At 63.6% G+C, this 24,879-nt stretch carries 23 protein-coding genes; 15 read left to right on the top strand and 8 right to left on the bottom strand.

Features of this window, described 5'->3' with window-relative positions; translation table 11 throughout:
- Positions 1 to 104 precede the first annotated feature (104 nt).
- Both mobA and JQ553_RS30655 read right to left on the bottom strand, forming a co-directional pair.
- Positions 105 to 764 (bottom strand): molybdenum cofactor guanylyltransferase MobA, encoded by a 660-nt coding sequence (gene mobA, locus JQ553_RS30650; RefSeq protein WP_409363103.1) that lies wholly within the window; start codon positions 762 to 764, stop codon positions 105 to 107.
- Positions 745 to 1,635, bottom strand: coding sequence for a formate dehydrogenase accessory sulfurtransferase FdhD (locus JQ553_RS30655; protein WP_212503868.1), 891 nt, complete (start codon positions 1,633 to 1,635; stop codon positions 745 to 747). The genes mobA and JQ553_RS30655 overlap by 20 nt, the downstream gene beginning before the upstream one ends.
- A gap of 193 nt (positions 1,636 to 1,828) precedes the next feature.
- Here JQ553_RS30655 and mobB point away from each other — a divergent pair, with 193 nt between their 5' ends.
- The 7 genes from mobB (at position 1,829) to fdhF (ending at position 10,941) form a co-directional block, all read left to right on the top strand.
- A complete protein-coding gene (gene mobB, locus JQ553_RS30660) occupies positions 1,829 to 2,392 on the top strand; it encodes a molybdopterin-guanine dinucleotide biosynthesis protein B (protein ID WP_212503869.1) in 564 nt (187 codons plus the stop codon).
- Positions 2,393 to 2,401: 9 nt separating this feature from the next.
- The gene (gene glp / locus JQ553_RS30665) at positions 2,402 to 3,655 is read left to right on the top strand and encodes a gephyrin-like molybdotransferase Glp (protein ID WP_212503799.1); all 1,254 of its coding nucleotides are present in this window, start codon (positions 2,402 to 2,404) and stop codon (positions 3,653 to 3,655) included.
- A gap of 50 nt (positions 3,656 to 3,705) precedes the next feature.
- On the top strand, positions 3,706 to 3,978 hold the full coding sequence (locus JQ553_RS30670; protein ID WP_212503800.1) for a sulfurtransferase TusA family protein: 273 nt from the start codon (positions 3,706 to 3,708) through the stop codon (positions 3,976 to 3,978).
- Between the two features lie 327 nt (positions 3,979 to 4,305).
- Complete coding sequence (locus tag JQ553_RS30675; RefSeq protein ID WP_212503801.1) at positions 4,306 to 5,958, top strand: OFA family MFS transporter; 1,653 nt, start codon at positions 4,306 to 4,308, stop codon at positions 5,956 to 5,958.
- A gap of 84 nt (positions 5,959 to 6,042) precedes the next feature.
- Complete coding sequence (locus tag JQ553_RS30680; RefSeq protein WP_212503802.1) at positions 6,043 to 6,321, top strand: hypothetical protein; 279 nt, start codon at positions 6,043 to 6,045, stop codon at positions 6,319 to 6,321.
- A gap of 151 nt (positions 6,322 to 6,472) precedes the next feature.
- On the top strand, positions 6,473 to 8,179 hold the full coding sequence (locus JQ553_RS30685; protein ID WP_212503803.1) for an NADH-ubiquinone oxidoreductase-F iron-sulfur binding region domain-containing protein: 1,707 nt from the start codon (positions 6,473 to 6,475) through the stop codon (positions 8,177 to 8,179).
- On the top strand, positions 8,176 to 10,941 hold the full coding sequence (gene fdhF, locus JQ553_RS30690) for a formate dehydrogenase subunit alpha (protein WP_212503804.1): 2,766 nt from the start codon (positions 8,176 to 8,178) through the stop codon (positions 10,939 to 10,941). Before JQ553_RS30685 ends, fdhF begins: the two co-directional genes overlap by 4 nt.
- A 36-nt stretch (positions 10,942 to 10,977) precedes the next feature.
- On the opposite strand, the gene JQ553_RS30695 is transcribed toward fdhF, so the two are convergent.
- A complete protein-coding gene (locus JQ553_RS30695; protein WP_212503805.1) occupies positions 10,978 to 11,991 on the bottom strand; it encodes a magnesium and cobalt transport protein CorA in 1,014 nt (337 codons plus the stop codon).
- 288 nt (positions 11,992 to 12,279) lie between these two features.
- On the opposite strand from JQ553_RS30695, the gene JQ553_RS30700 reads away from it, so the two are divergent.
- Complete coding sequence (locus JQ553_RS30700; RefSeq protein ID WP_212503806.1) at positions 12,280 to 12,552, top strand: hypothetical protein; 273 nt, start codon at positions 12,280 to 12,282, stop codon at positions 12,550 to 12,552.
- Between the two features lie 95 nt (positions 12,553 to 12,647).
- Here JQ553_RS30700 and dapA read toward each other — a convergent pair whose 3' ends face one another.
- From dapA to JQ553_RS30720, 4 genes are all read right to left on the bottom strand, one after another.
- Positions 12,648 to 13,628 carry a 4-hydroxy-tetrahydrodipicolinate synthase gene (gene dapA, locus JQ553_RS30705; protein WP_212503808.1) on the bottom strand — a complete coding sequence of 327 codons (981 nt, stop codon included), beginning with the start codon at positions 13,626 to 13,628 and terminating at the stop codon, positions 12,648 to 12,650.
- A 5-nt stretch (positions 13,629 to 13,633) separates the two neighbouring features.
- Positions 13,634 to 13,906, bottom strand: coding sequence for a hypothetical protein (locus JQ553_RS30710; RefSeq protein WP_212503809.1), 273 nt, complete (start codon positions 13,904 to 13,906; stop codon positions 13,634 to 13,636).
- 115 nt (positions 13,907 to 14,021) lie between these two features.
- A complete protein-coding gene (locus JQ553_RS30715) occupies positions 14,022 to 14,297 on the bottom strand; it encodes a hypothetical protein (protein WP_212503810.1) in 276 nt (91 codons plus the stop codon).
- The gene (locus JQ553_RS30720; RefSeq protein WP_212503811.1) at positions 14,297 to 14,761 is read right to left on the bottom strand and encodes a hypothetical protein; all 465 of its coding nucleotides are present in this window, start codon (positions 14,759 to 14,761) and stop codon (positions 14,297 to 14,299) included. The genes JQ553_RS30715 and JQ553_RS30720 overlap by 1 nt, the downstream gene beginning before the upstream one ends.
- A 484-nt stretch (positions 14,762 to 15,245) precedes the next feature.
- Between JQ553_RS30720 and JQ553_RS30725 the strand changes: the two genes are divergently transcribed.
- From JQ553_RS30725 to JQ553_RS30755, 7 genes are all read left to right on the top strand, one after another.
- Positions 15,246 to 15,335: a K(+)-transporting ATPase subunit F gene (locus tag JQ553_RS30725; protein ID WP_016846764.1), complete on the top strand. Its 90-nt coding sequence runs from the start codon at positions 15,246 to 15,248 to the stop codon at positions 15,333 to 15,335.
- 116 nt (positions 15,336 to 15,451) lie between these two features.
- Positions 15,452 to 17,155: a potassium-transporting ATPase subunit KdpA gene (gene kdpA, locus JQ553_RS30730; protein WP_212503812.1), complete on the top strand. Its 1,704-nt coding sequence runs from the start codon at positions 15,452 to 15,454 to the stop codon at positions 17,153 to 17,155.
- A 24-nt stretch (positions 17,156 to 17,179) separates the two neighbouring features.
- A complete protein-coding gene (kdpB, locus tag JQ553_RS30735; protein WP_212503813.1) occupies positions 17,180 to 19,291 on the top strand; it encodes a potassium-transporting ATPase subunit KdpB in 2,112 nt (703 codons plus the stop codon).
- 110 nt (positions 19,292 to 19,401) lie between these two features.
- Positions 19,402 to 20,007 carry a K(+)-transporting ATPase subunit C gene (locus tag JQ553_RS30740; RefSeq protein ID WP_212503814.1) on the top strand — a complete coding sequence of 202 codons (606 nt, stop codon included), beginning with the start codon at positions 19,402 to 19,404 and terminating at the stop codon, positions 20,005 to 20,007.
- 39 nt (positions 20,008 to 20,046) lie between these two features.
- Entirely contained in the window at positions 20,047 to 22,761 is a 2,715-nt protein-coding gene (locus tag JQ553_RS30745) for a sensor histidine kinase KdpD (protein WP_212503815.1), read from the top strand.
- Entirely contained in the window at positions 22,758 to 23,447 is a 690-nt protein-coding gene (locus JQ553_RS30750; protein ID WP_212503816.1) for a response regulator, read from the top strand. The genes JQ553_RS30745 and JQ553_RS30750 overlap by 4 nt, the downstream gene beginning before the upstream one ends.
- 85 nt (positions 23,448 to 23,532) lie before the next feature.
- Positions 23,533 to 23,760 (top strand): DUF6496 domain-containing protein, encoded by a 228-nt coding sequence (locus JQ553_RS30755; RefSeq protein ID WP_212503817.1) that lies wholly within the window; start codon positions 23,533 to 23,535, stop codon positions 23,758 to 23,760.
- Between the two features lie 153 nt (positions 23,761 to 23,913).
- Here the strand turns inward: JQ553_RS30755 and JQ553_RS30760 are convergent, their stop codons facing one another.
- Positions 23,914 to 24,795: a Ku protein gene (locus JQ553_RS30760; protein WP_212503818.1), complete on the bottom strand. Its 882-nt coding sequence runs from the start codon at positions 24,793 to 24,795 to the stop codon at positions 23,914 to 23,916.
- Positions 24,796 to 24,879: the final 84 nt, after the last annotated feature.

Here is a 24,879-nt window from a genome sequence, read left to right on the forward strand (position 1 = left end):
GAGAAATCGCTGGTGCCGCTGGGTGAAGCGCGCCTCGGCCGCATCGGCCTCGACGAATGGCTCCGCAGGTCAAAGGCAGGAGCTTGATCCATTACGATAGAGCTCTAGTCACGTGCCTCATCCAGCGCCGCAAGCCGTTCGGCTTCGGCGATGTCGTCCACGGTGTTGGCATTGAAGAAAGGATCGAGCGGCGTGGCTGGCCACGTCACGGTGGCGAGCTTGTAGCGGGCAGTCCAGCGGTCGATCTTTCTCACGTCTTCGACGACGAGCGCGTGACGCAACTCGTCTCGCAGTGCGACGCTCCATAGTCCAATCACCGGGTGCGACTGTCCATCGGAGGCGGCGACCGCAAGCTGGGCGTCCTGTGCGGCGAGCGCCTCATAAAGCCGCGCAACCAGGTCGCGCGGCAGAAACGGGCAGTCGGCGGCAGCGCTCAAGACCAGCGTCACGCCTGGCCGGTTCGCGGCGACCCAGTCGAGCGCGGCGAGAATGCCGGCCAGCGGCCCCGGGAAATCGGCAACGCCATCTGCGATCACGGGAAGTCCGAATGCGGCGAAGCGCGCCGGATCGCCATTGGCGTTGAGAATGAGCCCGTCGCACTGCGGCTTCAGCCGCCTGATCACCCGCTCCAGAATAGTGTGGCCGGCTATCATGCGCATCGGCTTGTCGCCGCCGCCCATGCGCCGTGCGAGGCCGCCCGCCAGGAGGACGCCGGGGATCTCTGGCGCGCCTCTTGGCGCCGGTTCAATCGTCACGCGCTTCACCCTTGCGCTTGTGGCGGGCCGATTCTTCCTCGACATAGTCGAGGCTTTGGTCGAACACGATACGCTCTTGTCCCGACAACGCGATGAAGCGCTTTCCGCGCGTGCGGCCGACGAGGGTCAGCCCGACCTGCCGCGCCAGCTCGACGCCCCAGGCGGTGAAGCCGGAGCGTGAAACGAGAATCGGAATCCCCATCCGCACCGTCTTGATCACCATCTCCGAGGTGAGCCGACCCGTGGTGTAGAGGACCTTGTCGGCGGGATCGACGCCGTGGCGGTAGAGCCAGCCCGCGATCTTGTCGACCGCGTTGTGCCGGCCGACATCCTCGGTGTAGCAGACCGGCGTGCCCTCCTTGCACAGCACGCAGCCATGGATCGCCCCGGCTTCGAGGTAGAGCGAGGGCATGGTGTTGATCGCGTGGGTCATCTGATAGAGCCACGAGGTGCGCAGCTCGGCCTTCGGCAAGGCGACGCTTTCGACCGCTTCAAGCAAATCGCCGAAGGCGGTGCCTTGCGCGCAGCCTGACGTCTGCGTCCGCCTCTTCAGCTTCTGCTCGAAATTGGTGTGGTGCTCGGTGCGCACGACCACCACCTGCAGGTCGTCGTGATATTCGACCTCGGTGACAACGTCGTCATATTTCAGCATGTTCTGGTTCAAGAGATAGCCAAGCGCCAGATACTCCGGATAGTCGCCGATCGTCATCATGGTGACGATCTCCTGCGCATTGAGGTAGAGCGTCAGTGGCCGCTCGACCGGCACCTTGATCTCGACGGCGGTGCCGGTCTGGTCGGTGCCCTGCACGCGCTCGGTCAGACGCGGGTCGTCCGGGTTGGGGACGATCAGGGGGACGGGCGCTTTCTCGATCTTCATCATGTTGGTCAGGCTAGCATGACAGGGGCCGCCAGCCGATATAAGCATGTTGGTAGCCAAGTGAAACAAGGGTTTAAGCTTCTCGCCAGTGCGAGGAGCAAAGCGGCCAAGCAATGCATAATGGTCTATGGGACAGTTGGGCTGCTTCGTGGAGCCTGTCAGCGGGCGCGCGTTCGCGACCCGGTGGTTCGCAATGATGGTGGAGCGGGTTCCAGTGCGGAGAACGGATAGAATGAAAGTGATTGGCCTCGCGGGATGGAGCGGTGCCGGCAAGACCACCTTGCTCTCGCGGGTGATCCCGGATCTCCTCGGCCGGGGCTTGCGCGTCTCCGTAATCAAGCACGCCCATCACGAATTCGATGTCGACGTGCCGGGCAAGGATTCCTGGGTGCACCGGCAGTCGGGCGCGACCGAGGTGCTGGTGTCCTCGACGCGGCGCTGGGCATTGATGCACGAACTCCGTGGTGCAAACGAACCGCGATTGCCGGAACTGCTGGCCAAGATGGCGCCGGTCGATCTTGTCGTGGTCGAAGGCTTCAAACGCGAGCCGCTCAACAAGATCGAGGTACATCGCGCTGCCAATGGCAAGCCGCTGCTGTTTCCCAATGATCCGCGGGTGGTCGGGATCGCAAGCGACGTCGCGGTTGAAACCGCGCTGCCTGTGGTCCATCTCGATGATATCGAAGAGGTCGCCGCACTGATGCTGCGGTCCGCGATACCGGTCGACGACGTGCTGGCAACCGCTTCTGCCGAGAACTGACGAGGCGAGATGGCGCAACTGTCCGACGATTGCTTTGCCTTTGGCGGACCGATGATGTCGGTGGACGAGGCGGTGCGCGTGATCGCCGACCGCGTCGCCCGGATCGCCGATGTTGAAACCATTGCGCTGGCCGCTGCCGATGGCCGCATTCTTGCCGGTGATGTCGCTGCGCCGTTGCCGCTGCCGCCCTTCACCAATTCCGCGGTGGATGGCTATGCGGTTGCAAGCAGCGATATTCCGAAAACGGACGCGCGGGCATTTCCATTGTCCGGCCGCGTGCAGGCCGGCGCATCGGCGCAGACGGCGATCAGGGGCGGCGAGGCGATGCGCATCTTCACGGGCGCGCCGATGCCCGAAGGCGCCGACACCGTGTTCATGCAGGAGGACGTAAGCCTCGAGGACGGCAAGGTCGTGCTGCCGGCAGGACTGAAGCCCGGCGCCAATGTGCGGCCGGCGGGCGAGGACGTTCCGCTCGGGCACGTGGCGCTAAAAGCCGGTCAGCGCTTGCGGCCGCAGGATGTCGCGCTCGCAGCGGCGTTCGGCCTGACCGAGCTTGCCGTCGTCAGGCGGCTCCGCGTTGCCGTGTTTTCCACCGGCGACGAACTCGTGTCGCCGGGCGGGCACCGCGCCTCGCCGCAACTATTCGACTCCAACCGCTTCATGCTGATGGCGATGCTGCGTCGGCTCGGTTGCGATGTCAGCGATCTTGGGATCCTGCGCGACGAGCGCGCCGCGCTTGCATCGGCGCTGCGGAGTGTCGCGGGCGCACATGATCTGATCCTCACCACGGGTGGCGTCTCGACCGGTGAGGAGGATCACGTCAAAGCCGGCGTCGAAGCGGTCGGCAAGCTCGTGCTGTGGCGGATGGCGATCAAGCCGGGGCGCCCGGTCGCAATGGGTGTCATCAACGGCACGCCGTTCATCGGCCTGCCGGGAAATCCGGTGGCAAGCTTCGTCACCTTCGTCCATGTGGTCCGCCCGACCGTGCTGGCGCTGATGGGCGCGCGGCAAGAGCCGCTGGTTCCGATGCCGGTGCGCGCAGCCTTCGCCTACAAGAAGAAGATCGCCCGCCGCGAATATGTCCGCGTCAACCTGCGCAAGGGTCATGACGGTGCGCTCGAGGCGGTCAAATTCCCGCGCGAAGGCGCTGGCTTATTGTCGTCGCTGGTCGATACCGACGGGTTGGTCGAGCTGAGCGAACAGGTGACGCTGGTCGAACCCGGCCAGTCTGTCGGCTTCCTGTCCTATGCAAGCCTGATGTGAAGACGGTGTCTTTCGTTGACGATGCGAGGCTGCTTCGCCATGTTCGGACCATGACCACAACAAAGCTCGATCTCACCGGATTGAAATGCCCGTTGCCGGCATTGAAGACGCGCAAGGCGCTCAAGAGCGTAACGCCGGGAGATTTCCTGGAAGTACATTGCAGCGATCCGTTGTCGGTGATCGATATCCCGAATCTCATTCGGGAGACCGGTGACAAAGTTGAGATCACGGAACGCAACGATGTCCGCATCGTGTTTCTGATCGAAAAGGTAAATGGGTCGATAGATAAATCAAATGATGCGTCGCCGCGCGTTGGCTCGTAGCGGTTGATTCCTACCATTTGCCTATCGACACCGGTTTCGCCTTGCGCCAATTACTATGCTCCGCCAGGTCGCGGAGGTGGAGTGGTGCCTGATCGATAAAGGCGCGCGGGGGGTGGCTTAAGGGCAAGCGCACTTTCCGAATCGCTCTGCGCGGTTGCGGCATATCCGGTCGCGTCGGGGGTTAAATTCCAGATTGCGCATGGTGGTCCCGGCGCATGCAAGGAATTGTGCGGAACGGCAACGTGACAGTTGCTCCGCATAGGGGTTGGACGGGATCAGGACAGCAGACTCGCTGAAGGCAATGGCGGTTGCAGGGGAGGGTTTTCAATGACGACGATGAGTAGCGCCGGAAGCGTATCGGCGGCAGGCGCAGGTTTCCTCGACAAGGAACGGACAATCGCCGCTGCGGGCTTCAACCGCTGGCTGGTGCCGCCCGCCGCGCTATGCATCCACCTTTGCATCGGCATGGCCTATGGTTTCTCCGTATTCTGGCTGCCGCTCTCGCGCGCGATCGGATTGACCGCGCCGAAGGCGTGTCCCGACATTTCGCTGGTCCAGGAGCTATTCACCACCACGTGCGACTGGAAGGTCGCGAGCCTGGGGTGGATGTACACCCTGTTCTTCGTCGTGCTCGGCGTCTCCGCGGCGGTCTGGGGTGGCTGGCTCGAGAAGGTCGGGCCGCGTAAGGCAGGCTTCGTCGCCGCGCTTTGCTGGTGCGGCGGTCTCGTGCTCGGCGCGATCGGTATCATCACGCATCAACTCTGGCTGATGTGGCTCGGCTCCGGCGTGATCGGCGGCGTCGGTCTTGGCCTCGGCTATATCTCGCCGGTGTCCACGTTGGTGAAATGGTTTCCTGACCGCCGCGGCATGGCGACCGGCATGGCGATCATGGGCTTTGGCGGCGGCGCGATGATCGGCGCGCCGTTGGCAGACAAGCTGATGACCTTCTTCAAGACGCCGACATCGGTCGGCGTCTGGGAGACCTTCCTCACCATGGGCGCCATCTATTTCGTGTTCATGATGATCGGCGCCTTCCGTTATCGCGTTCCGCCGAGCGGGTGGCAGCCCGAGGGCTGGACGCCGCCGGCGAAATCCAATGCGATGATCTCGAGCAAGAACGTCCATCTCGACAATGCGCACAAGACTCCGCAATTCTGGCTGATCTGGTGGGTGCTCTGCTTGAACGTGTCGGCCGGCATTGGCGTGATCGGCATGGCCTCGCCGATGTTGCAGGAGATCTTCGCCGGCAAGCTGATCGGCCTGCCCAATGTCGGGTTCAACGCGCTCGATGCCACGCAGAAGGCGCAGATCGCGGCGATCGCCGCCGGCTTTGCCGGACTGCTGTCGCTGTTCAACATCGGCGGCCGCTTCTTCTGGGCGTCGCTGTCGGACAAGATCGGCCGCAAGAACACCTACTACACGTTCTTCGTGCTTGGCATCGTGCTGTACGCGCTGGCGCCGACCTTCGCTGCGATGGGCTCGAAGCTCCTCTTCGTGCTCGGCTTCGGCATCATCCTGTCGATGTATGGCGGCGGCTTCGCTACCGTTCCCGCCTATCTCGCCGACATGTTCGGGACCCAGTTCGTCGGCGCCATCCATGGACGGCTGCTCACCGCATGGTCGACCGCCGGCATCATTGGCCCCGTGGTGGTGAACTATCTTCGTGAGTTCCAACTCGCTGCTGGCGTGCCGCGCGACCAGCTTTACAACACGACGATGTACATTCTGTGCGGCATGCTGGTTGCCGGCTTCATCTGCAACTACTTGATCAAGCCGGTCGATCCGAAATGGCATATGAGCGATGCCGAAGTGGCGAAGCTGCAGGAGGCAACGGCGACCGCCGGTGCTGGGCCGACCGGATCGTTCGGAATCGGCAAGGGCAGCCTGGACGGCAAGGCCGCGCTGTTTTGGTTGTTCGTCGGCGTTCCGCTGGCCTGGGGCGTGTACATGACGCTGCTTAGCGCGGCGAAGATCTTCTGACGCATCTCGGCGCGCGCGGGAGGTTTTTGGTCCCGCGCGCGCTCGTTACTTCGTTTGATAATTCAGTGATTAGGGAATTTTTCCATGCTCCGTAACGGAATTTGTCTCGCCGCAATACTGCTTCTCGCCGGCACGCTGCATACGGCATCGGCCCAGACTGCTGCGCCGGGCGCGCCCGCACCCGCGTCAACCGACGCCAAGCCGTCGAGGATGAAGCTGACCATGCAGAAGCTGAAGGAGATGAAGACCCAGTGGAGCGCCAACAAGCCCAAGCTGAAGGGGTGCCGTGCCGAGGTGAAATCCAAGGGGCTAATCGGCGACGACCGCTGGTTCTACATCCAGGACTGCATGAGCAAGACTTGAGAACCAAGCGTACCAGACAGCGTTGAAATCGGGGGCGTGACAGCCATGGCTGCATGCCCCCATCGCTTTTTGGAACCCTTCAAAATTGAGTTGGCATCTGGCATGCCAGTCGCTAGAGTGCTGATATGGCAGCAAGAATGAGACGCCCCTCATGACGACGCATGACGTGCAGCAGGTCCGCAGCTTCGAGCATCCCGGCGCGGGGCGGAAGCGGGCCAAGGCGACCCCCAAAGGCCGCCAAGTCGATCCGACCGCTGCCCACGAGATCGAGCAGTTGCTCGGCGTCCGGCCGCGGCAGCGCGACATGCTGATCGAATATCTGCACCTGATCCAGGACAAATATCACCAGATCTCGGCGGCGCATCTCGCAGCCCTTGCCGACGAGATGAAGCTGGCGTTCGCCGAGGTGTTCGAGACCGCGACCTTCTACGCGCATTTCGATGTGGTGAAGGAAGGTGAGCCCGACGTCGCGCCACTCACCATTCGCGTCTGCGACTCTCTCACTTGCGCGATGCTTGGCGGGCAAGAGTTGATGCATGCGCTGCAGAGCACCGCCGGCCCCGGCATCCGCGTGGTGCGCGCGCCCTGCGTCGGTCGTTGCGACACGGCGCCTGCGGCTGAGGTCGGCCACAATTTCATCGATCACGCCGCCGTCGAGCAAGTGCTCGCGGCTGTCAAGGCAGGCGATACCCACGCCCATTTGCCCAAATATGCCGATTACGCCGCCTATGTTGCCGATGGCGGCTACAGGCTGCTCAATCGCCTGCGTTCGGGCGAACTGGCAAAAGAGGATCTCCTGAAGGCGCTGGATGACGCGAGCCTGCGCGGACTCGGCGGCGCCGGCTTCCCGACGGGGCGCAAATGGCGCGCGGTGCTGGGCGAGCCCGGTCCGCGGCTGATGGCGATCAATGGCGACGAAGGCGAGCCGGGCACGTTCAAGGACCGCGTCTATCTCGAAACCGATCCGCATCGTTTCATCGAGGGCATGCTGATCGGCGCGCATGTCGTCGAAGCATCCGACGTCTACATCTATATCCGCGACGAATATCCGGCCGCGCGCGAGATCCTTGCGCGCGAGATCGCCAAGCTTCCTGCCGATGGCCCGAGGCTGCACATGCGCCGCGGCGCCGGCGCCTACATCTGCGGCGAGGAGTCCTCCCTGCTCGAGAGCATCGAGGGAAAGCGCGGACTGCCGCGGCACAAGCCGCCCTATCCGTTCCAGGTCGGCCTGTTCGGCCTGCCGACGCTGATCAACAATATCGAGACGCTGTGGTGGGTGCGCGACATCGTGGAGAAGGGCGCCGACTGGTGGAAGAGCCACGGCCGCAATGAGCGGCACGGCCTGCGCAGCTTCTCGGTGTCCGGACGGGTGAAGAATCCTGGCATGAAGCTCGCGCCTGCCGGCATCACCGTGCGCGAACTGGTCGACGAATATTGCGGCGGCATGGCCGAGGGCCACACCTTCCATGCCTATCTGCCCGGCGGCGCGTCCGGTGGCATCCTGCCGGCCACGATGGATAACATCCCGCTCGATTTCGGTACGCTGGAGAAATACGGCTGCTTCATCGGCTCGGCCGCGATCGTAATCCTGTCGCAACAGGACAGCGTGAAGGGCGCCGCATTGAACCTGATGCGCTTCTTCGAGGACGAGAGCTGCGGCCAGTGCACACCGTGCCGCGCCGGCACGCAGAAGGCGGCGCAACTGATGGAACGGCCGGTCTGGGATCGCGCGCTGCTCGACGAACTGAGCCAGGCGATGCGCGATGCATCGATCTGCGGCCTCGGGCAGGCCGCCTCGAATCCGCTGACATCAGTCATTAAATACTTCCCCGACGAGTTCAAGGAAGCTGCTGAATGACCAAGATCACGTTCGAACTCGACGGCAAGCAGGTTGAAGCCAGTCCCGGAGAGACCATCTGGCAGGTTGCGAAGCGCCAGGGTCACGAGATCCCACATCTCTGCTATTCGCCGGCGCCGGACTACAGGCCCGACGGCAATTGCCGCGCCTGCATGGTCGAGATCGAAGGCGAGCGGGTGCTGGCGGCGTCCTGCAAGCGCACGCCGAGCGTCGGCATGAAGGTCAAGACCGAGAGCGCGCGAGCGCTCGCGGCGCAGAAGATGGTGATGGAGCTTCTGGTCGCCGACCAGCCGGCGCGCGAGACCTCGCACGATCCCGACTCGAAATTCTGGCACTGGGCGGAGAAAACCGGCGTCACCGAGAGCCGCTTCCCGGCGGGAGAGCGCTGGACGACCGACGCCAGCCATCCGGCAATGCGCGTCAACCTCGACGCCTGCATCCAGTGTGGTCTGTGCGTGCGGGCGTGCCGGGAGGTCCAGGTCAACGACGTCATCGGCATGGCGTATCGCAATCACGGCGCCAAGATCGTGTTCGACTTCGATGATCCGATGGGCGAGTCCACCTGCGTCGCCTGCGGCGAGTGCGTGCAGGCCTGCCCGACCGGCGCGCTGATGCCGGCGGTTATGCTTGACGACAAGCAGACCCGCGTCACCTATCCCGACAGGAAGGTGGATTCGCTCTGTCCGTATTGCGGCGTCGGCTGCCAGGTCACCTATCAGGTCAAGGACGAGAAGGTGATCTACGCGGAAGGGCGCGACGGCCCGGCCAACCACAACCGCCTCTGCGTCAAGGGCCGCTTCGGCTTCGACTATATCCATCATCCCAATCGCCTGACCAAGCCGCTGGTCCGGCTGCCCAACGTGAAGAAGGACGCCAACGACCAGGTCGATCCGGCCAATCCCTACACGCATTTCCGTGAAGCGACGTGGGAAGAGGCGCTGGATATTGCGGCCCGCGGGCTCGTGAAGATACGCGACGAGAAGGGCGTGAAGGCACTCGCCGGCTTCGGCTCGGCCAAGGGCTCCAACGAGGAGGCCTATCTGTTCCAGAAGCTGGTGCGCACCGGCTTCGGCTCCAACAATGTCGATCACTGCACGCGGCTGTGCCACGCCTCGTCGGTGGCGGCGCTGTTCGAAGGGCTGAGCTCGGGTGCGGTGTCGGCGCCATTTTCCGCGGCCGAGGATGCCGAAGTCATCTGGGTCATCGGCGCCAACCCGACCGTCAATCATCCCGTCGCCGCCACCTTCATCAAGAACGCGGCCAAGCGCGGCGCCAAGCTGATCGTGATGGACCCACGCAAGCAGACGCTGTCGCGTCATGCCACCAAGCATCTGGCGTTCAAGCCCGGAAGTGACGTCGCGATGCTGAACGCGATGATCAATACGATCATCACCGAGGGCCTGACCGACGAACAATACATCGCCGGTTACACCGAAGGCTTCGACGAGTTGAAGGAGAAGATCAAGGAGTTTACGCCGGAGAAAATGGCGCCGATCTGCGGTATTCCGGCCGAGACCCTGCGCGAAGTGGCGCGAATGTATGCGCGCGCAAAGTCCTCGATCATTTTCTGGGGAATGGGCATCAGCCAGCATGTTCACGGTACCGACAATGCCCGCTGCTTGATCGCGCTCGCGCTGATCACCGGCCAGGTCGGCCGTCCCGGCACCGGCCTGCATCCGCTGCGCGGCCAGAACAACGTGCAGGGCGCATCCGACGCCGGCCTGATTCCGATGTTCTTCCCCGACTATCAGCCGGTCGGCCGCGCCGACATGCGAGGCAATTTCGAGAAGCTGTGGGGCCAGGAGCTCGATCCCGTGCGCGGGTTGACCGTGGTCGAGATCATGAATGCGATCCACGCCGGTGAGATCAAGGGCATGTATATCGAGGGCGAGAACCCCGCGATGTCAGATCCCGATCTCCAGCATGCGCGCGAGGCGCTCGCCATGCTCGACCATCTCGTGGTGCAGGACCTCTTCGTTACCGAGACGGCGTTCCACGCCGACGTGATCCTGCCGGCCTCGGCCTTTGCGGAAAAGTCCGGCTCCTTCACCAACACGGACCGCCGCGTGCAATTGGCGCGCGAGGTGATCCGGCCGCCGGGTGACGCCAGGCAGGATCTTTGGATCATCCAGGAGATCGGCAAGCGCATGGGCCTGCCGTGGAATTATTCGGGGCCGGCCGATGTCTTCACGGAGATGGCACAACTGATGCCATCGTTGAAGAACATCACCTGGGAGCGCCTGGTGCGCGAGGGCGCCGTCACCTATCCGGTCGACGGTCCCGACAAGCCCGGCAACGAGATCATTTTCACCACCGGTTTCCCGACCGAGAGCGGTCGCGGCAAGATCGTGCCGGCCAAGGTCATCCCGCCGGATGAACTGCCGGACACTGAATATCCGATGGTGCTCTCCACGGGGCGCGTGCTGGAGCACTGGCACACCGGCTCGATGACACGCCGCTCCAACGTACTCGACCAGATTGAGCCGGAAGCGGTCGCCTTCATGTCGCCAAAGGACATGCGGAAGAAGAACCTCTGGCCGGGCGATTTCATCCGCCTCGAGACACGCCGCGGCGCCGTCGAGGTCAAGGTGCGCTCCGACCGCGACGTGCCGGAGAACATGGTGTTCATGCCGTTCTGCTATGCCGAGGCGGCCGCGAACCTCCTGACCAATCCGGCGCTCGATCCGTTCGGCAAGATCCCGGAATTCAAGTTCTGCGCCGTGCGCGCCGAGAAGGCCGAGTTCCGTTCGGCGGCGGAGTAATCGGCAAGGACAAGCGCCGGGCTCTACTTGTGCGCACTACAGCCAGCCGACGCGGCGGAATCGCCAGAACAATGTCGCGCAGATGGTGAGGATCATGCCGATCACGGCGAAGTAGCCATATTCCCATTGCAACTCCGGCATGTTCTTGAAGTTCATGCCGTAGATCCCGGCAATCGCGGTGGGAACGGCCACGATCGCAAGCCATGATGCGAGCTTCTTGGAGATCGCTGTCTCCTGGAACTGTCCGACCAGAAGGCTCGCTTCAAATGCGAATGCCAGGACCTCGCGAAGCGAGTCGATCTGTTCCTGGACCGTGCGGACGTGGTCGGTGACGTCGCGGAAGAGTGGACGGATGGCGGGACGCACCATCGGCAAATTGACATGCTCGAGGCGGCGGCAAACCTCCACAAGCGGACCGACTGCGTTTCGTAGCCGCAGCAGGTCGCGGCGCAGCATATACAGCCGCTCGATTTGCTGCCGCGTCATGGCGCTCGCCAGCACCTGCTGCTCCATCGCTTCGACCTCCTCCTGGATCGTCTCGAGCACTGGCGCGTAGTTGTCGACGATGAAGTCGAGGATGGCATAGAGGACGTAGTCCTCGCCGCGGGCAAGCGCGCGAGGGCAACTCTCGCAGCGTTCGCGGACCGGCGCATACGACGTCGACGCACCGTGCCGGACCGACACGATGTATCCCTCGCCGACGAACAGATGCGTCTCGCCAAATGCAATGCTGTCGCCATTGAGCTGCGCGGTGCGCGCCACGATGAACAGCGCATCGCCATACTGCTCGATCTTCGGCCGCTGATGTGCGTGGCCGGCGTCCTCGATCGCGAGATCATGCAGCTCGAACTGGCGCTGCACGCGGCCGAGCAAAGTCATGTCAGGCTCATGCAGGCCGATCCACACCACGTGACCGGGCTTGCGGCGCCAGCTTGCTGCTTCGTCAATGGTGATGTTGGCGACACGTCGCCCATCGACGTAGACGCCGGCCGCGACGACGGCGTCGGATAAGGGTTCAGAGGTGGCGGCGGCTGGTGATGGGATATTCATTGTCTCCCCCCTCCACTTTCCGGCGTCGCGTCCGACCCGCGGCGATGCTTCCTGCAAAGGCTGGTACCCGATGGCTGGTCGTCAACGCGATCGGCGCGCAGCATGTTCCGAGAGCGGGCGACGACCGAGATGGTCTGAGGCAAGGCAGCTGCGGACGCTCATACGAATCCGATCGGTCCTTATGCCTTTTCTATGCGGGGTGACGGCTAACCCTCTCGAATTCCTACTTCGATCTCCGCATCTTCCCTGAAGTGGCGCGTCGTTGCGCCACCATTGGGACGAGCGAACATGGCCTTGCTCTTTCAACACGACGTTCGGCCGCGCGGGTCGGCACGCTCCAGCCGTCTTTGCCTGCCGCGGATTATTCGCAAGCTCGGCGCTGCCTTCAGGGTGATGCACCGCGCCATCGCTGCCGCGAAGGTTCAACGGCTGCGCAGCGAGTTGTTGCTGCACCGCGGCCAGGAGGACTGGGAGCGCGAGGTCCACGCCGGTCTTCTCGGTCAGGACGCCAGCAGATATCCGCGCCAGCCTGTCGTGCTCGGCGAGAAATGGGACTACTGACGTGAGCCCGCGTTCATCGATTGACATCACCGTTCTGCTCCGGGTCGCCGCAAGTTCGTTACTCAAATGGCTTGGCCGGCTCGGCAACGAGCCGGTCAGAGCCTATCGGCCCGAGGCGCACTACATGCGCGGTCGCGGACCGGCCTGGCGGGCCAAGCATCATCGGCACTAGCGAGGTATTCGTCGGCAAGGTCGGCGATCACACGCGCGAGCTCGGTCTTGGCAGGAGCGTCCAGAGGTGCGATCGGCAGCCGCGTCGCCGGATCGATGAAGCCGAGCAGGGACAGTGCGAATTTGAGAGCCGCGGGATGCTCGCGCTCGAGCAGGGCCGCCATCGGCGTCAGCCGCTGGTGCAGATCCCGAGCCGCCTGCAATCGTCCTTGCTTGAAGCAAGCGTGGATGGCGATGCAAAGGTCGGGTGCGACGTTCGACAAGGTCGAGACGCAGCCATGGCCGCCGGCGGCGAGATAGGCGAGCAACGTCGTGTCGTCGCCCGACAGCAAGCTGAAAGAAGAGGGCAGGCGAGACCGCAGACGTGACACGCGCCCGATGGCTCCCGTGGAGTCACGCAGTCCGACGAACGACTCCGAGCTCGCGAGTTCGGCGACCGAGTCGTCGGGCAGGCTCCGCACTGACCGCGACGGAATGTCGTGCAGGATGATCGGGAGCCCGGTGGATCGTGCGATTGCGCGGAAATGCGCCACCATGCCCGCCGGCATCGGGTTGTTGTAGTAGGGCACGACCGAGATGGCGGCATCCGCGCCCGCCGCCTCCGCTGCTTGCGTGAACGTGATGGCACGATCCGTCGCATTGGATCCTGCACCCGCGATCACGCGTGCGCGACCGCGCGCGACGCGGACGGCAGTCCGCACCAGGGCCTCGCGCTCGGACGGTGTCAGCGTCGACGTTTCACCCGCGGTCTCGCCGACGATGATGGCGGTGACGCCCGCGGCGATCTGGCGTTCGCAGATTCGAGTGAATGCGGCGAGATCGATGTCGCCATGCCGGTCGAACGGCGTTGGCATATCGGGAATGTATCCCGCCAGCCAGGTTGCTGGATCAGCAACGTGTGCCATCGGATCTACGCGACGTGGCTCGCGGGGAAGTGCGCCTTGCGCGCGGCGAAGGAGGCATTGCCGCACATGTCAAGCTCGATTTCGCGCGACAGCTCGACGATCGTTTCGGGGTGTTGGCCGTTTTCGAACAGCGCGTATTTGACGGCTTGGGCGCGGTTGACAAAGAGGCCGCCGAAGAGGCCGTTCTTTTCCTGGGCGACCCACTGGCCGCAGCGGTTCTTACCGATAAAGACGATAGAAGACGGTGTGCTACACGAGGGAGGTTCGACGAGTTTCACGTTGGTCAGTCCTTCAAGTTCAAGTTACCAGCTCAATGTCGTCCGTAACGAGTATGAAATCGAGCGGAAGCGACCGCCGACTTCATAGGAGCGGCATAGGATTGCAGGGTCGGTTTCAGAAATTGTGGACGATCCCGGTCGCGAGGGCGCATAGCGCGACATACGCGGTCATCTCGTCCCAGTGATTGAGGTAGGTTGCGAATGGCGGTTCGCGCCTGGCGGCGGCAACCACTGCGCAGAGCAGCGCTGACATCCACAATAGCGCGACAAGGCTGCGACCGAAGCCGATGCTGGCGAAAGCGGCGAAACTGGCCATGACGGCAAGCCGCAGTCCGAATCGAATCAGTACCTTTGCCGACTGCATGCCCTGCGGCAGGTCTTTCGTGCCCATCAGCTGAAATTATCGCTGCACAACGGTTCGCAGAGCGAACTGGCGCTTCGGCGGACCGGCGGTACGCTGGGGCGGCTCGCCGGCGCGCTCATTCGCTGCGCTTCGACAAAGGCACTGAGGATCGCGAGCGCAAGGTCCGCGTGACGGGTTTCGATCGATTCGTCGAGCCAGTCAGGCAGGAGACGGTCGCGCGATAATGCGCAGTACCATTCGCCATCGTCATAGACGAGGCGACGGACCTGCCATTGGGGAAGCTCCAGGTCGATCAGGGCCAGCGCGGCATCGGTCCAGGCGCCCGAATGGATCAGGCGCTCGACACGGGCGGTCTTGCCACCTTGCCCGAGCGAGGGAAAGCGCCGGCAGGTCTGGCGAATGATGTCGGCCATGAACTCGGCCGTGAGCGCATAGGCGTCGCGAATCCGGTCACTGAGTTCGGCCGTGCGGTCCTCTGAAAGCAGCGACATGACGTCATCTCGTATCGATTTGCGGCCAAGCACGTTGGCCACGCGTCCAAGATGATCGGGCCGCCATTTGAAAACGAGATGAGGCAGGGGGCGGAGATATAGGGATCCCATAAAGGCTAGTGCCGGACGACCATGCCCACCCGCCTTTGGTTGTGAAAGCAAGCCGATGCCTCGCCGTGCGAGATGACAGGTGTCTGTGAGTGTCCATGATGCGTCCGTGATGTGAAACCCGGCCTTTCGCCGGGATGACATCGGAGAGACTCTTATAGGATTCCTATAACGTACTTATTTGGCCCATCTCGAAAACCTATGCCCCGGGTGGCACTTCACCACAATCCGCCGCGGGACCGCCTACCGCTTTTCCGCGGCCACCACGCATAGGAGTTTCTCATGCTGGACATTCTGATGGCGACGCTGGCGATCGGCTTCTTCGCGGCCGGGATCGGATACGCCTACGCTTGCGAACGGCTTTGAGGAGGCGGCGATGATCTTCGACTATTCACTCGCCGGTCTCGTCTCGCTCGGCCTGCTGTTCTACCTGACTTACGCATTGCTGCGGCCCGAGCGCTTCTAGGCCCGCGATGCTCGACCTCTGCAAGATACTTATCGCGGACGCGGTGCTGAGTGTCCTGCTGCTCGGCATGCTGATGTCGCTGCTGCGCTTTGCACCCATTCGAAAGGTTTGACGCAATGACCGTCATCGGCTGGATTCAGATTCTTCTTTTCTGCGCGATCGTGGTCGCGCTGGTCAAACCGCTCGGCTGGTACATGACCCGCGTGTTCAGCGGCGAGCGCACCTTCCTCTCCCCCGTGCTGCGCCCGATCGAGCGCGGCATCTACTGGATCGGCGGCGTCGACGAGCGGCGCGAGCAGCACTGGCTGACCTATACGGTCGCCATGCTGCTCTTCCATGTCGGTGGCTTCTTCATCATTTACGGCTTGATGCGGCTGCAGGCGCTGCTGCCGTTCAATCCGGCCGGACAATCCGCGGTCGCCGAGGATCTGTCTTTCAATACCGCGATCTCCTTCATCACCAACACCAACTGGCAGAATTACGGCGGCGAAAGCACGCTGTCCTACCTCGTCCAGATGCTTGGATTGACCCACCAGAACTTCCTGTCGGCCGCGACCGGCATCGCGCTGGCGGTGGCGCTGATCCGCGGCTTTGCGCGTTCCTCGGTGCGCACCATCGGCAATTTCTGGGTCGACGTCACGCGCAGCACGCTCTACGTGCTGCTGCCGATCTGCGTGGTGTATGCGCTGTTCCTGGTGTCGCAGGGCATGCCGCAGACGCTCGGCGCCTATGTCGATGCGACCACGCTGGAGGGCGGCAAGCAGACCATCGCGCTCGGGCCGGTGGCCTCGCAGGTTGCGATCAAGATGCTCGGCACCAATGGCGGCGGCTTCTTCAATGCCAACGCCGCGCATCCCTTCGAGAACCCCACCGCGTTGTCGAATCTCGTGCAGATGATTTCGATCTTCGCGATCGGGGCGGCAATGACGAACGTGTTCGGCCGCATGGTCGGCAATGAGCGTCAGGGCTGGGCCATCCTCGCCGTGATGGGCGTGCTGTTCATCGCGGGCGTCACCGTCACCTACTGGGCCGAAGCCAACGGCACCTCGACCCTGGAGGCGTTCGGTCTGACTGGCGGCAACATGGAGGGCAAGGAGGTCCGCTTCGGCATCGTTGCATCTTCGTTGTTCGCCGTCGTCACCACCGCCGCTTCCTGCGGCGCGGTCAATGCCATGCACGACAGCTTCACGGCGCTCGGTGGCATGATCCCGTTGATCAACATGCAGCTTGGCGAAGTCATTGTCGGCGGCGTCGGTGCCGGGCTCTACGGCATGCTGCTGTTCGTCGTGCTGGCGATCTTCGTTGCCGGCCTGATGGTCGGCCGCACGCCGGAATATGTCGGCAAGAAGATCGAGGCGCGCGAGGTCAAGATGGCGATGCTCGCGATCCTGGTGCTGCCGCTGATGTATCTCGGCTGGACCGCGGTCGCGGTGGTGCTGCCGTCCGCGGTCGCGTCGATGGCCAATTCCGGCCCGCATGGCTTCACCGAGGTGCTCTATGCCTTTACCTCGGCGACCGGCAACAACGGCTCGGCGTTCGCAGGGCTTACCGGCAACACCTTCTTCTACAATCTGACGCTCGCCTCTTCGATGTTCGTCGGCCGTTTCTTCATGATCGTGCCGGCGATGGCGATCGCAGGCTCGCTCGCGGGGAAGAAGTCGATTCCGCCGTCGGCCGGCACGTTCCCGACCACCGGGGGCCTGTTCGTCGGTCTCGTGGTCGGCGTGATCCTGATCATCGGTGGCCTCACCTTCTTCCCGGCGCTGGCGCTTGGGCCGATCGTCGAGCACCTCGCGATGAACGTTAACACCCTGTTCTGATCGAACTTGACTGGAGTGACATCCATGGAAACCATGAAACTGCAGAAGCAGGTGACAGCGTCGACCATGCTCGACCCGAAGATCCTGGGGCCGGCGATCTCCTCGGCCTTCGTCAAGCTCGATCCGCGACTGATGGTGAAGAACCCGGTCATGTTCGTGGTCGAGATCGTGGCGGCGCTGACCACGGTGATCTTCGTGCGCGACCTTATCAACGGCAGCGGCAGCCTCGGCTTCACGTTCCAGATCATCTTGTGGCTCTGGTTCACGGTGCTGTTCGCCAATTTCGCTGAAGCCGTTGCCGAGGGCCGCGGCAAGGCGCAGGCGGAATCGCTGAAGAAGACCCGCACCGAGAGCCAGGCCAAGCTGCTCACCGGCACGGACAAGACCTATCGCATGGTGCCCGGCACCGCGCTCAAGGTCGGCGATATCGTGCTGGTCGAAGCGGGCGACAACATTCCGTCCGATGGCGAGGTGATCGAAGGCGTCGCCTCGGTCAACGAAGCGGCCATTACCGGCGAATCCGCGCCCGTGATCCGCGAATCCGGTGGCGACCGTTCGGCGGTGACCGGCGGCACGCAGGTGCTGTCCGACTGGATCCGCGTCCGCATCACCGCCGCGCAGGGCTCGACCTTCATCGATCGCATGATCAGGCTGGTCGAGGGCGCCGAGCGGCAGAAGACGCCGAACGAGATCGCGCTGAACATCCTGCTCGCAGGACTGACCATCATTTTCGTGTTCGCGACCGTGACGATCCCGAGCTACGCAGCCTATGCCGGTGGCTCGATCTCTGTCGTGGTGCTGGTGGCGCTGTTCGTGACGCTGATCCCGACCACGATCGGCGCGCTGTTGTCGGCGATCGGCATCGCCGGCATGGACCGCCTGGTGCGCTTCAACGTGCTCGCGATGTCCGGCCGCGCGGTGGAAGCGGCCGGTGACGTCGATACGCTGCTGCTCGACAAGACCGGCACCATCACGCTCGGCAACCGCCAGGCGACGGAGTTCCGCCCCGTCCGCGGCGTCACCGAACAGGAACTGGCCGACGCGGCACAGCTGGCGTCGCTCGCTGACGAGACCCCGGAGGGACGTTCGATCGTGGTTCTGGCCAAGGAGAAGTACGGCATTCGCGGTCGCGACATGAAGGAACTCGCTGCGACCTTCGTTCCCTTCACCGCGCAGACCCGCATGAGCGGCATCGATACCGGCTCGTCCTCTGTCCGCAAGGGCGCGGTGGACGCGATCCTGAACTATGTCGACGGCGGCGGGCAGCGTGCCATCGCCTCGGGCAACACCGTCCGCTCGCTGCACTCGGCGGTCAGCGCCGAGGCGCGCGAGATACAGACCATCGCCGACGAGATCTCCAAGGCCGGCGGCACGCCGCTTGCGGTAGCCAAGGACGGCAAGTTGCTCGGCGTCGTGCACCTCAAGGACATCGTCAAGGGTGGCATCCGCGAGCGCTTTGCGGAACTGCGTCGCATGGGCATCCGCACGGTGATGATCACAGGCGACAACCCGATGACGGCGGCAGCGATCGCGGCTGAGGCCGGCGTCGACGACTTCCTCGCGCAGGCAACGCCTGAGGACAAGCTCAAGCTGATCCGCGACGAGCAGTCCAAGGGCAAGCTGGTCGCGATGTGCGGCGATGGCACCAACGACGCGCCCGCGCTGGCGCAGGCGGACGTCGGCGTCGCCATGAACACCGGCACGCAGGCCGCGCGCGAAGCCGGCAACATGGTCGACCTCGACTCCAACCCGACCAAGCTGATCGAGGTGGTCGAGATCGGCAAGCAGCTGTTGATGACCCGCGGCGCATTGACGACGTTCTCGATTGCCAACGACGTCGCCAAGTACTTCGCGATCATCCCAGCGATGTTCCTCGCGTTCTATCCGCAACTCGGGGTGCTTAATATCATGCACCTGGCGAGCCCGCAGAGCGCGATCCTGTCGGCGATTATCTTCAACGCGCTGATCATCATCGCGCTGATCCCCTTGGCGCTGAAGGGCGTCAAGTACCGCGCGGTCGGTGCCGGTGCGCTGCTCCGTCGCAACCTGATGATCTACGGCGTCGGCGGCATCATCATTCCCTTCATCAGCATCAAGGCGATCGACCTCGTCGTCGCCGCCATGGGCCTGGCATAGCACAACGGTCATTGCGAGGAGCGAAGCGACGAAGCAATCCATCTCTCCCGCGACACTCATGGATTGCTTCGCTTCGCTCGCAATGACGAAATAGTCTTAGGAGATACATCATGCTTCGCGAAATTCGTCCCGCCATCATCGTCCTGGTCGTGCTGACCGCGATCACGGGCCTCGCCTATCCGCTCGCCATCACGGGGATCGCCGGCGTCATCTTCCCGAACCAGGCGAAGGGTAGCCTGATCGAGAAGGACGGCAAGGTGGTCGGCTCCGCCCTGATCGGGCAGGAGTTCAAGGAGGATAAATACTTCCATGGCCGGCCGTCCGCGACGCTCGCGCCCGATCCGAACGACTCGAGCAAGACGGTATCGTCGCCCTATAACGCGGCCAATTCCGGCGGCTCCAATCTCGGTCCGACCAGCAAGGCGCTGAACGACCGGATCAAGGAGGATGTCGAGAAGCTGAAGACCGAGAACCCGTCGGCGTCGGTGCCGATCGATCTCGTCACGACCTCCGGCAGCGGGCTCGATCCGGACATCTCTCCTGACGCCGCGCTCTTCCAGGTACCGCGAGTCGCCAAGGCACGGAACATGTCCGAGGACGCGGTTCGCCAGCTCGTGACGCGGAATACGCAGGGCCGGTTCGCCGGCATCCTGGGCGAGCCGCGCGTTAACGTTCTTGCGCTCAACCTGGCGCTGGATGGGGCGAGCGCGAATTAGGGGAGTAGGCTGCACCTGCCGGGATGACTATATTGCCTTATGGCCAATCAGCGCCGCGACCTTGAGAAACGACCTTCACCAGATGCGCTGCTCGAGGCCGCGCGTCGCGAGACCGATCGTTCGGGGCGGCTGAAGATCTTCATCGGCGCCGCTCCCGGCGTCGGCAAGACCTACGAAATGCTGCAAAGCGCGCACGCCCGCCTCAAGGCGGGCGTCGACGTCGTGGTCGGCATCGTCGAAACCCACGGGCGGGCGGAGACCGAGGCACTTCTGAAAGGCCTCGAGGTGATCCCGCGGAAACGGCTGATCTACCGCGACCAGACGCTTGAGGAGATGGACCTCGACGCCCTGATCGTGAGGCGTCCGCAGCTCGCACTGGTGGACGAGCTTGCCCATACCAATGCGCCGGGCAGCCGGCATCCCAAGCGTTATCTCGATGTCGAGGAGCTGCTGTCGCAAGGCATCGACGTCTACACCGCGATCAATATCCAGCATATCGAAAGCCTGAACGATGTGGTCGCGCAGATCACCCATGTGCGGGTCCGCGAGACCGTGCCGGACTCGGTGATCGATCGCGCCGACGCCATCGAGCTGATTGACCTCACGCCAGACGACCTGATCCAGCGGCTGAAGGAGGGCAAGGTCTACGTCTCCAAGCAAGCCGAACGGGCGCTGGAGCATTATTTCTCGCCGGGCAATCTGACGGCGCTGCGCGAGCTCGCGCTGCGGCGCACCGCCGAGCGGGTGGACGAGCAGCTGCTTACCCATATGCAGGCCAACGCGATCGCCGGTCCCTGGGCGGCCGGCGAGCGCATCCTGGTATGTCTGAGTGAAGATCCGCGCGCGGCCGGCCTCGTTCGCTACACCAAGCGCCTGTCCGACCGGCTGCATGCACCGTGGACCGCCATCAGCATCGAAACCCGCCGCAGCCTGCAACTCTCGGACGAGCAGCGCGACCGCCTCGCCGACACGATGCGGCTTGCCGAGGCGCTCGGCGGTGAGGCGCTGACCATTCCCGGCGTCGGGCGCCGCATCGCTGACGACATCATCAACTTCGCCCAGGCCAACAACGTCACGCAGATCATCATCGGCAAATCGACGCGCTCGCGCTGGTTCGAGCTGACGCGCGGCTCGGTCGTGCATGAACTGGTACGCCGCGCCGGCAATATCAGCGTCAACGTGATCGCCGGTGACGAGCAGCCGGTGGGCAAGGCGCCGGTGCAGACGGCCCGGCGGCCGGAGCCATTCAATCCGCGGCCCTATTTGATGTCGCTGCTATTGACCGCGATCGGACTCGGCGCGGCTGTGCTGATCCGTCCTGTCTTCGGCGTCGAGAACGTCGACCTGATGTTCCTCACCGCGGTCGTCGGGACCGCGGTGCGGTACGGGCTGTGGCCGTCGCTGCTCGCAAGCGTCGCCGCCTCGCTGTGCTACAATTTCTTCTTCCTGCCGCCGGTCTACACATTCACCATCACCGACCCGACCAACATCGCGGCGTTCTTCTTCTTCATGCTGATCGCGCTGCTTGTCTCCAACGTCGCGGCGCGCGTGCGCACGCAGGCGGACACCGCGATCGTGCGGGTGCGCACCACCGAGTCGCTTTATGCCTTCAGCCGCAAGCTCGCGGGCACCGCCACGCTCGACGACGTGCTGTGGGCGACCGCTTATCAGACCGCGCTGATGCTGAAGGTGCGCGTGGTGCTGCTGCTGCCGGAAGATGGCGTGCTGACCGTCAAGGCGGGCTACCCGCCGGAGGACGAGCTCGACCAGGCCGACCTCGCGGCGGCGAACTGGGCCTGGGGGAATGACCGCCCGGCGGGCCGCGGCTCCGATACCCTGCCGGGCGCCAAACGATTGTTCCTGCCGATGCGCACCGGCCGTGGCCCGATCGGGGTGATCGGCATCGACGACGACCGGACCGGGCCGCTGCTGACGCCCGACCAGCGCCGGCTCCTGGATGCGCTGGTCGACCAGGGCGCGCTCGCGATCGAACGCGTGCTGTTGGTCGAGGACATGGACCGCGTCAAGCGCACGGTCGAGTCGGATCGCCTGCGTGGCGCGCTGCTCACCTCGATTTCGCACGACCTCAAGACGCCGCTCGCCTCCGTGCTCGGCGCTGCCTCGACCTTGCGCGACCTCGGGTCTGATCTCTCCGACGCGCAGAAGCACGACCTGCTGGCAACCGTGATCGACGAGTCCGAGCGGCTGAACCGCTTCATCGCCAACCTGCTCGATATGACCAAACTGGAATCCGGCGCGATCGTGCCGAATACCGCGCGGCATGATGTTGGCGAGATCGTCGGCAGTGCGTTGCGGCGCGCCGCCAAGATCCTCGTTCGCCACAAGGTGACGCTGGAACTTGCGGCTGACCTGCCGATGTTGGAGCTCGACGCCGTGCTGTTCGAGCAGGTGCTGTTCAACTTGCTGGACAACGCCGCGAAATACGCGCCATCCGACACCACGATCTCGATCCGCGGCATCCGCGATCGCGACACGTTCGTGCTGCAGATCATGGACGAAGGTAACGGCATTCCTGCCGCCGAGCTGGAGAGCGTCTTCGATAAGTTCTACCGCGCCGAAAAGGGCGACCATGTCCGCCCCGGCACCGGGCTTGGTCTGGCGATCTCCCGCGGCTTCGTCGAGGCGATGCGCGGCACGATTTCTGCGGCGAACCGCGCCGATCGGAGCGGAGCCGTCATCATCATCCGGCTGCCCATCCCGGTTGACTCCAATGCGTTGGATACTGCTGCATGAACGCGACACCCATTAAGGTCCTTGTCATCGACGACGAACCGCCGATCCGCAAATTGCTCCGCATGGGGTTGAGCACGCAAGGCTATGACATCCTCGAGGCCTCCAGCGGCAAGATAGCGCTGGAGATGCTCGCGGAAGCGCCGGCCTTGATCATCCTCGATCTGGGATTGCCCGATATCCAGGGCCACGATCTCCTGCGCATGATCCGCGGCCGCAACGAGAGCGTTCCGATCGTCGTGCTGTCGAGCCGCGGCGACGAGGCCGGCAAGGTTGAGGCACTCGATCTCGGCGCTGACGACTATCTCACCAAGCCTTTCGGTATGGACGAACTGCTGGCGCGGCTGCGCGCCGCGCTCCGGCACCAGCTGCAGGTGCAGGGTGAACGGCCGGTATTCCGCGCAGGCGACCTCTCGGTCGATCTGGTGCGCCGGATCGTCAAGGTCGGCGACAGGGAGATCAAATTGTCTCCAAAGGAGTACGATCTGCTGCGCGTGCTCGTGCAGCATGCCGGCAAGGTGCTGACGCACCGATTCCTGCTGAAGGAATTGTGGGATGAGCTCACGGACGCGCAGTATCTGCGCGTCTATGTGCGCCAGCTTCGCCAGAAGATCGAATCCGATCCGGAGCGTCCGCAATTCGTGCTGACAGAGACAGGCATCGGCTATCGCCTGCGGGCGGCCGACTGATGGCAAGTCCTCGATCCGGACGATGACGGCAACGCGGAACTTTCGCCACCGGTGAGGATTACATTCCCTCACCGGGAGAGAGATCATGGCACGAAAATATTCGAGAAAGGCCTCGGCCGACGTTGAACGCGCGATGAAGAAGCGCAAGGCCGGGACGTTGCGAAGCGGACGCTCCAAGAAGAAAGTGAAGAGCCGCAAGCAGGCCATTGCCATCGGCCTGTCCGAGGCAAGGGCCAAGGGACGGAAGGTGCCGAAGAAGGGTGCCAAGAAACGGAAGACTGCGAAGAAGCGCAAGACCGCGAAGAAGCGGTGAGGCGCGGAGGCGGCCGTCGTTGCGAGGAGCTCGCGACAAAATTGCAGAAGCAATTTTGCGCTGAGGCGACGAAGCAATTCCGACCGCCCATGCGGAGAGATGGATTGCTTCCGCCTTCCGCCATGGCTATCGCCGCGATCGTAATGACGGGAGTTAACCCGCCTTGCGCGAGCTCGCGCCTGAGCGATGCGCCCTTTTTGCACGGCGATGCGAGGTCTGGCGGCGCGCGGTGGACCTCGACCGACGCGCGTTGCTCCTGCCCTTCAGGCTCTGCTTCAAGGCATCCATCAGGCTGACAACGTTATCCCGCTTCTCCTCGCGCTCGGCGACCTTAACCGGCTTGCCGGTAGCCTTGCGGCGGACCAACGCCTTCAGCGCGGTCTCGTACTTGTCCTTGAACTCGGATGGGTCGAAATGCCCGGCCTTGGTGTCGAGGATGTGACCGGCCAACTCGATCATGTCCTTCGAGATCTTCGGGCTCTTGATGTCGTCGAAATAGTCGCTCTCGTCACGCACCTCGTAAGGGTAGCGCAGGGTGGTGCCGAGCAGGCCCTTGCCGAGCGGCTCGATCGCGACCACGTGCTCGCGATTGGTCAGAACGATCCGCGCCAGCGCGACGCGATCCTGGTCCTTCATGGCATCGCGGATCACGGCAAACGCGTCGACGCCCGCCTTGCCGTCGGGTCGGATGTAATAGGGGCGGTCGAGATAGCGCTTGTCGATCTCGCCCGCCGGCACGAAGCTGTCGATGTCGATCGTGTGGTTGCTCTCGATCTGGACGGCGTCGAGTTCGTCCTTGTCGATCTCGACATACTCACCCTTTCGCAGTTCGTAACCGCGGCCCTTCTGGTCGCCTTCGACGACGTCGCCGGTCTCGGCGTCGACCATCTGCTGCTTCAGCCGGTTTCCGGTGTCCCGATTGATCATGTGGAAACGGGTCTTCTCGACCGAGGTCGAGGCCGGGTAGAGCGCCACCGGGCATGACACTAGCGAAAGCTTGAGCGTGCCTTTCCAATAGGCGCGGGGAGCGGCCATGATCGTCTCCAAACAGCTTGAGTTTGGAACTTGAACGGATACCGTGGGTTTTGGTTCCTGACGGCCGCAGCAGCGGCAGTCGTC

This window comes from Bradyrhizobium lablabi (assembly GCF_018131005.1).
Lineage (GTDB): Bacteria > Pseudomonadota > Alphaproteobacteria > Rhizobiales > Xanthobacteraceae > Bradyrhizobium > Bradyrhizobium lablabi_D.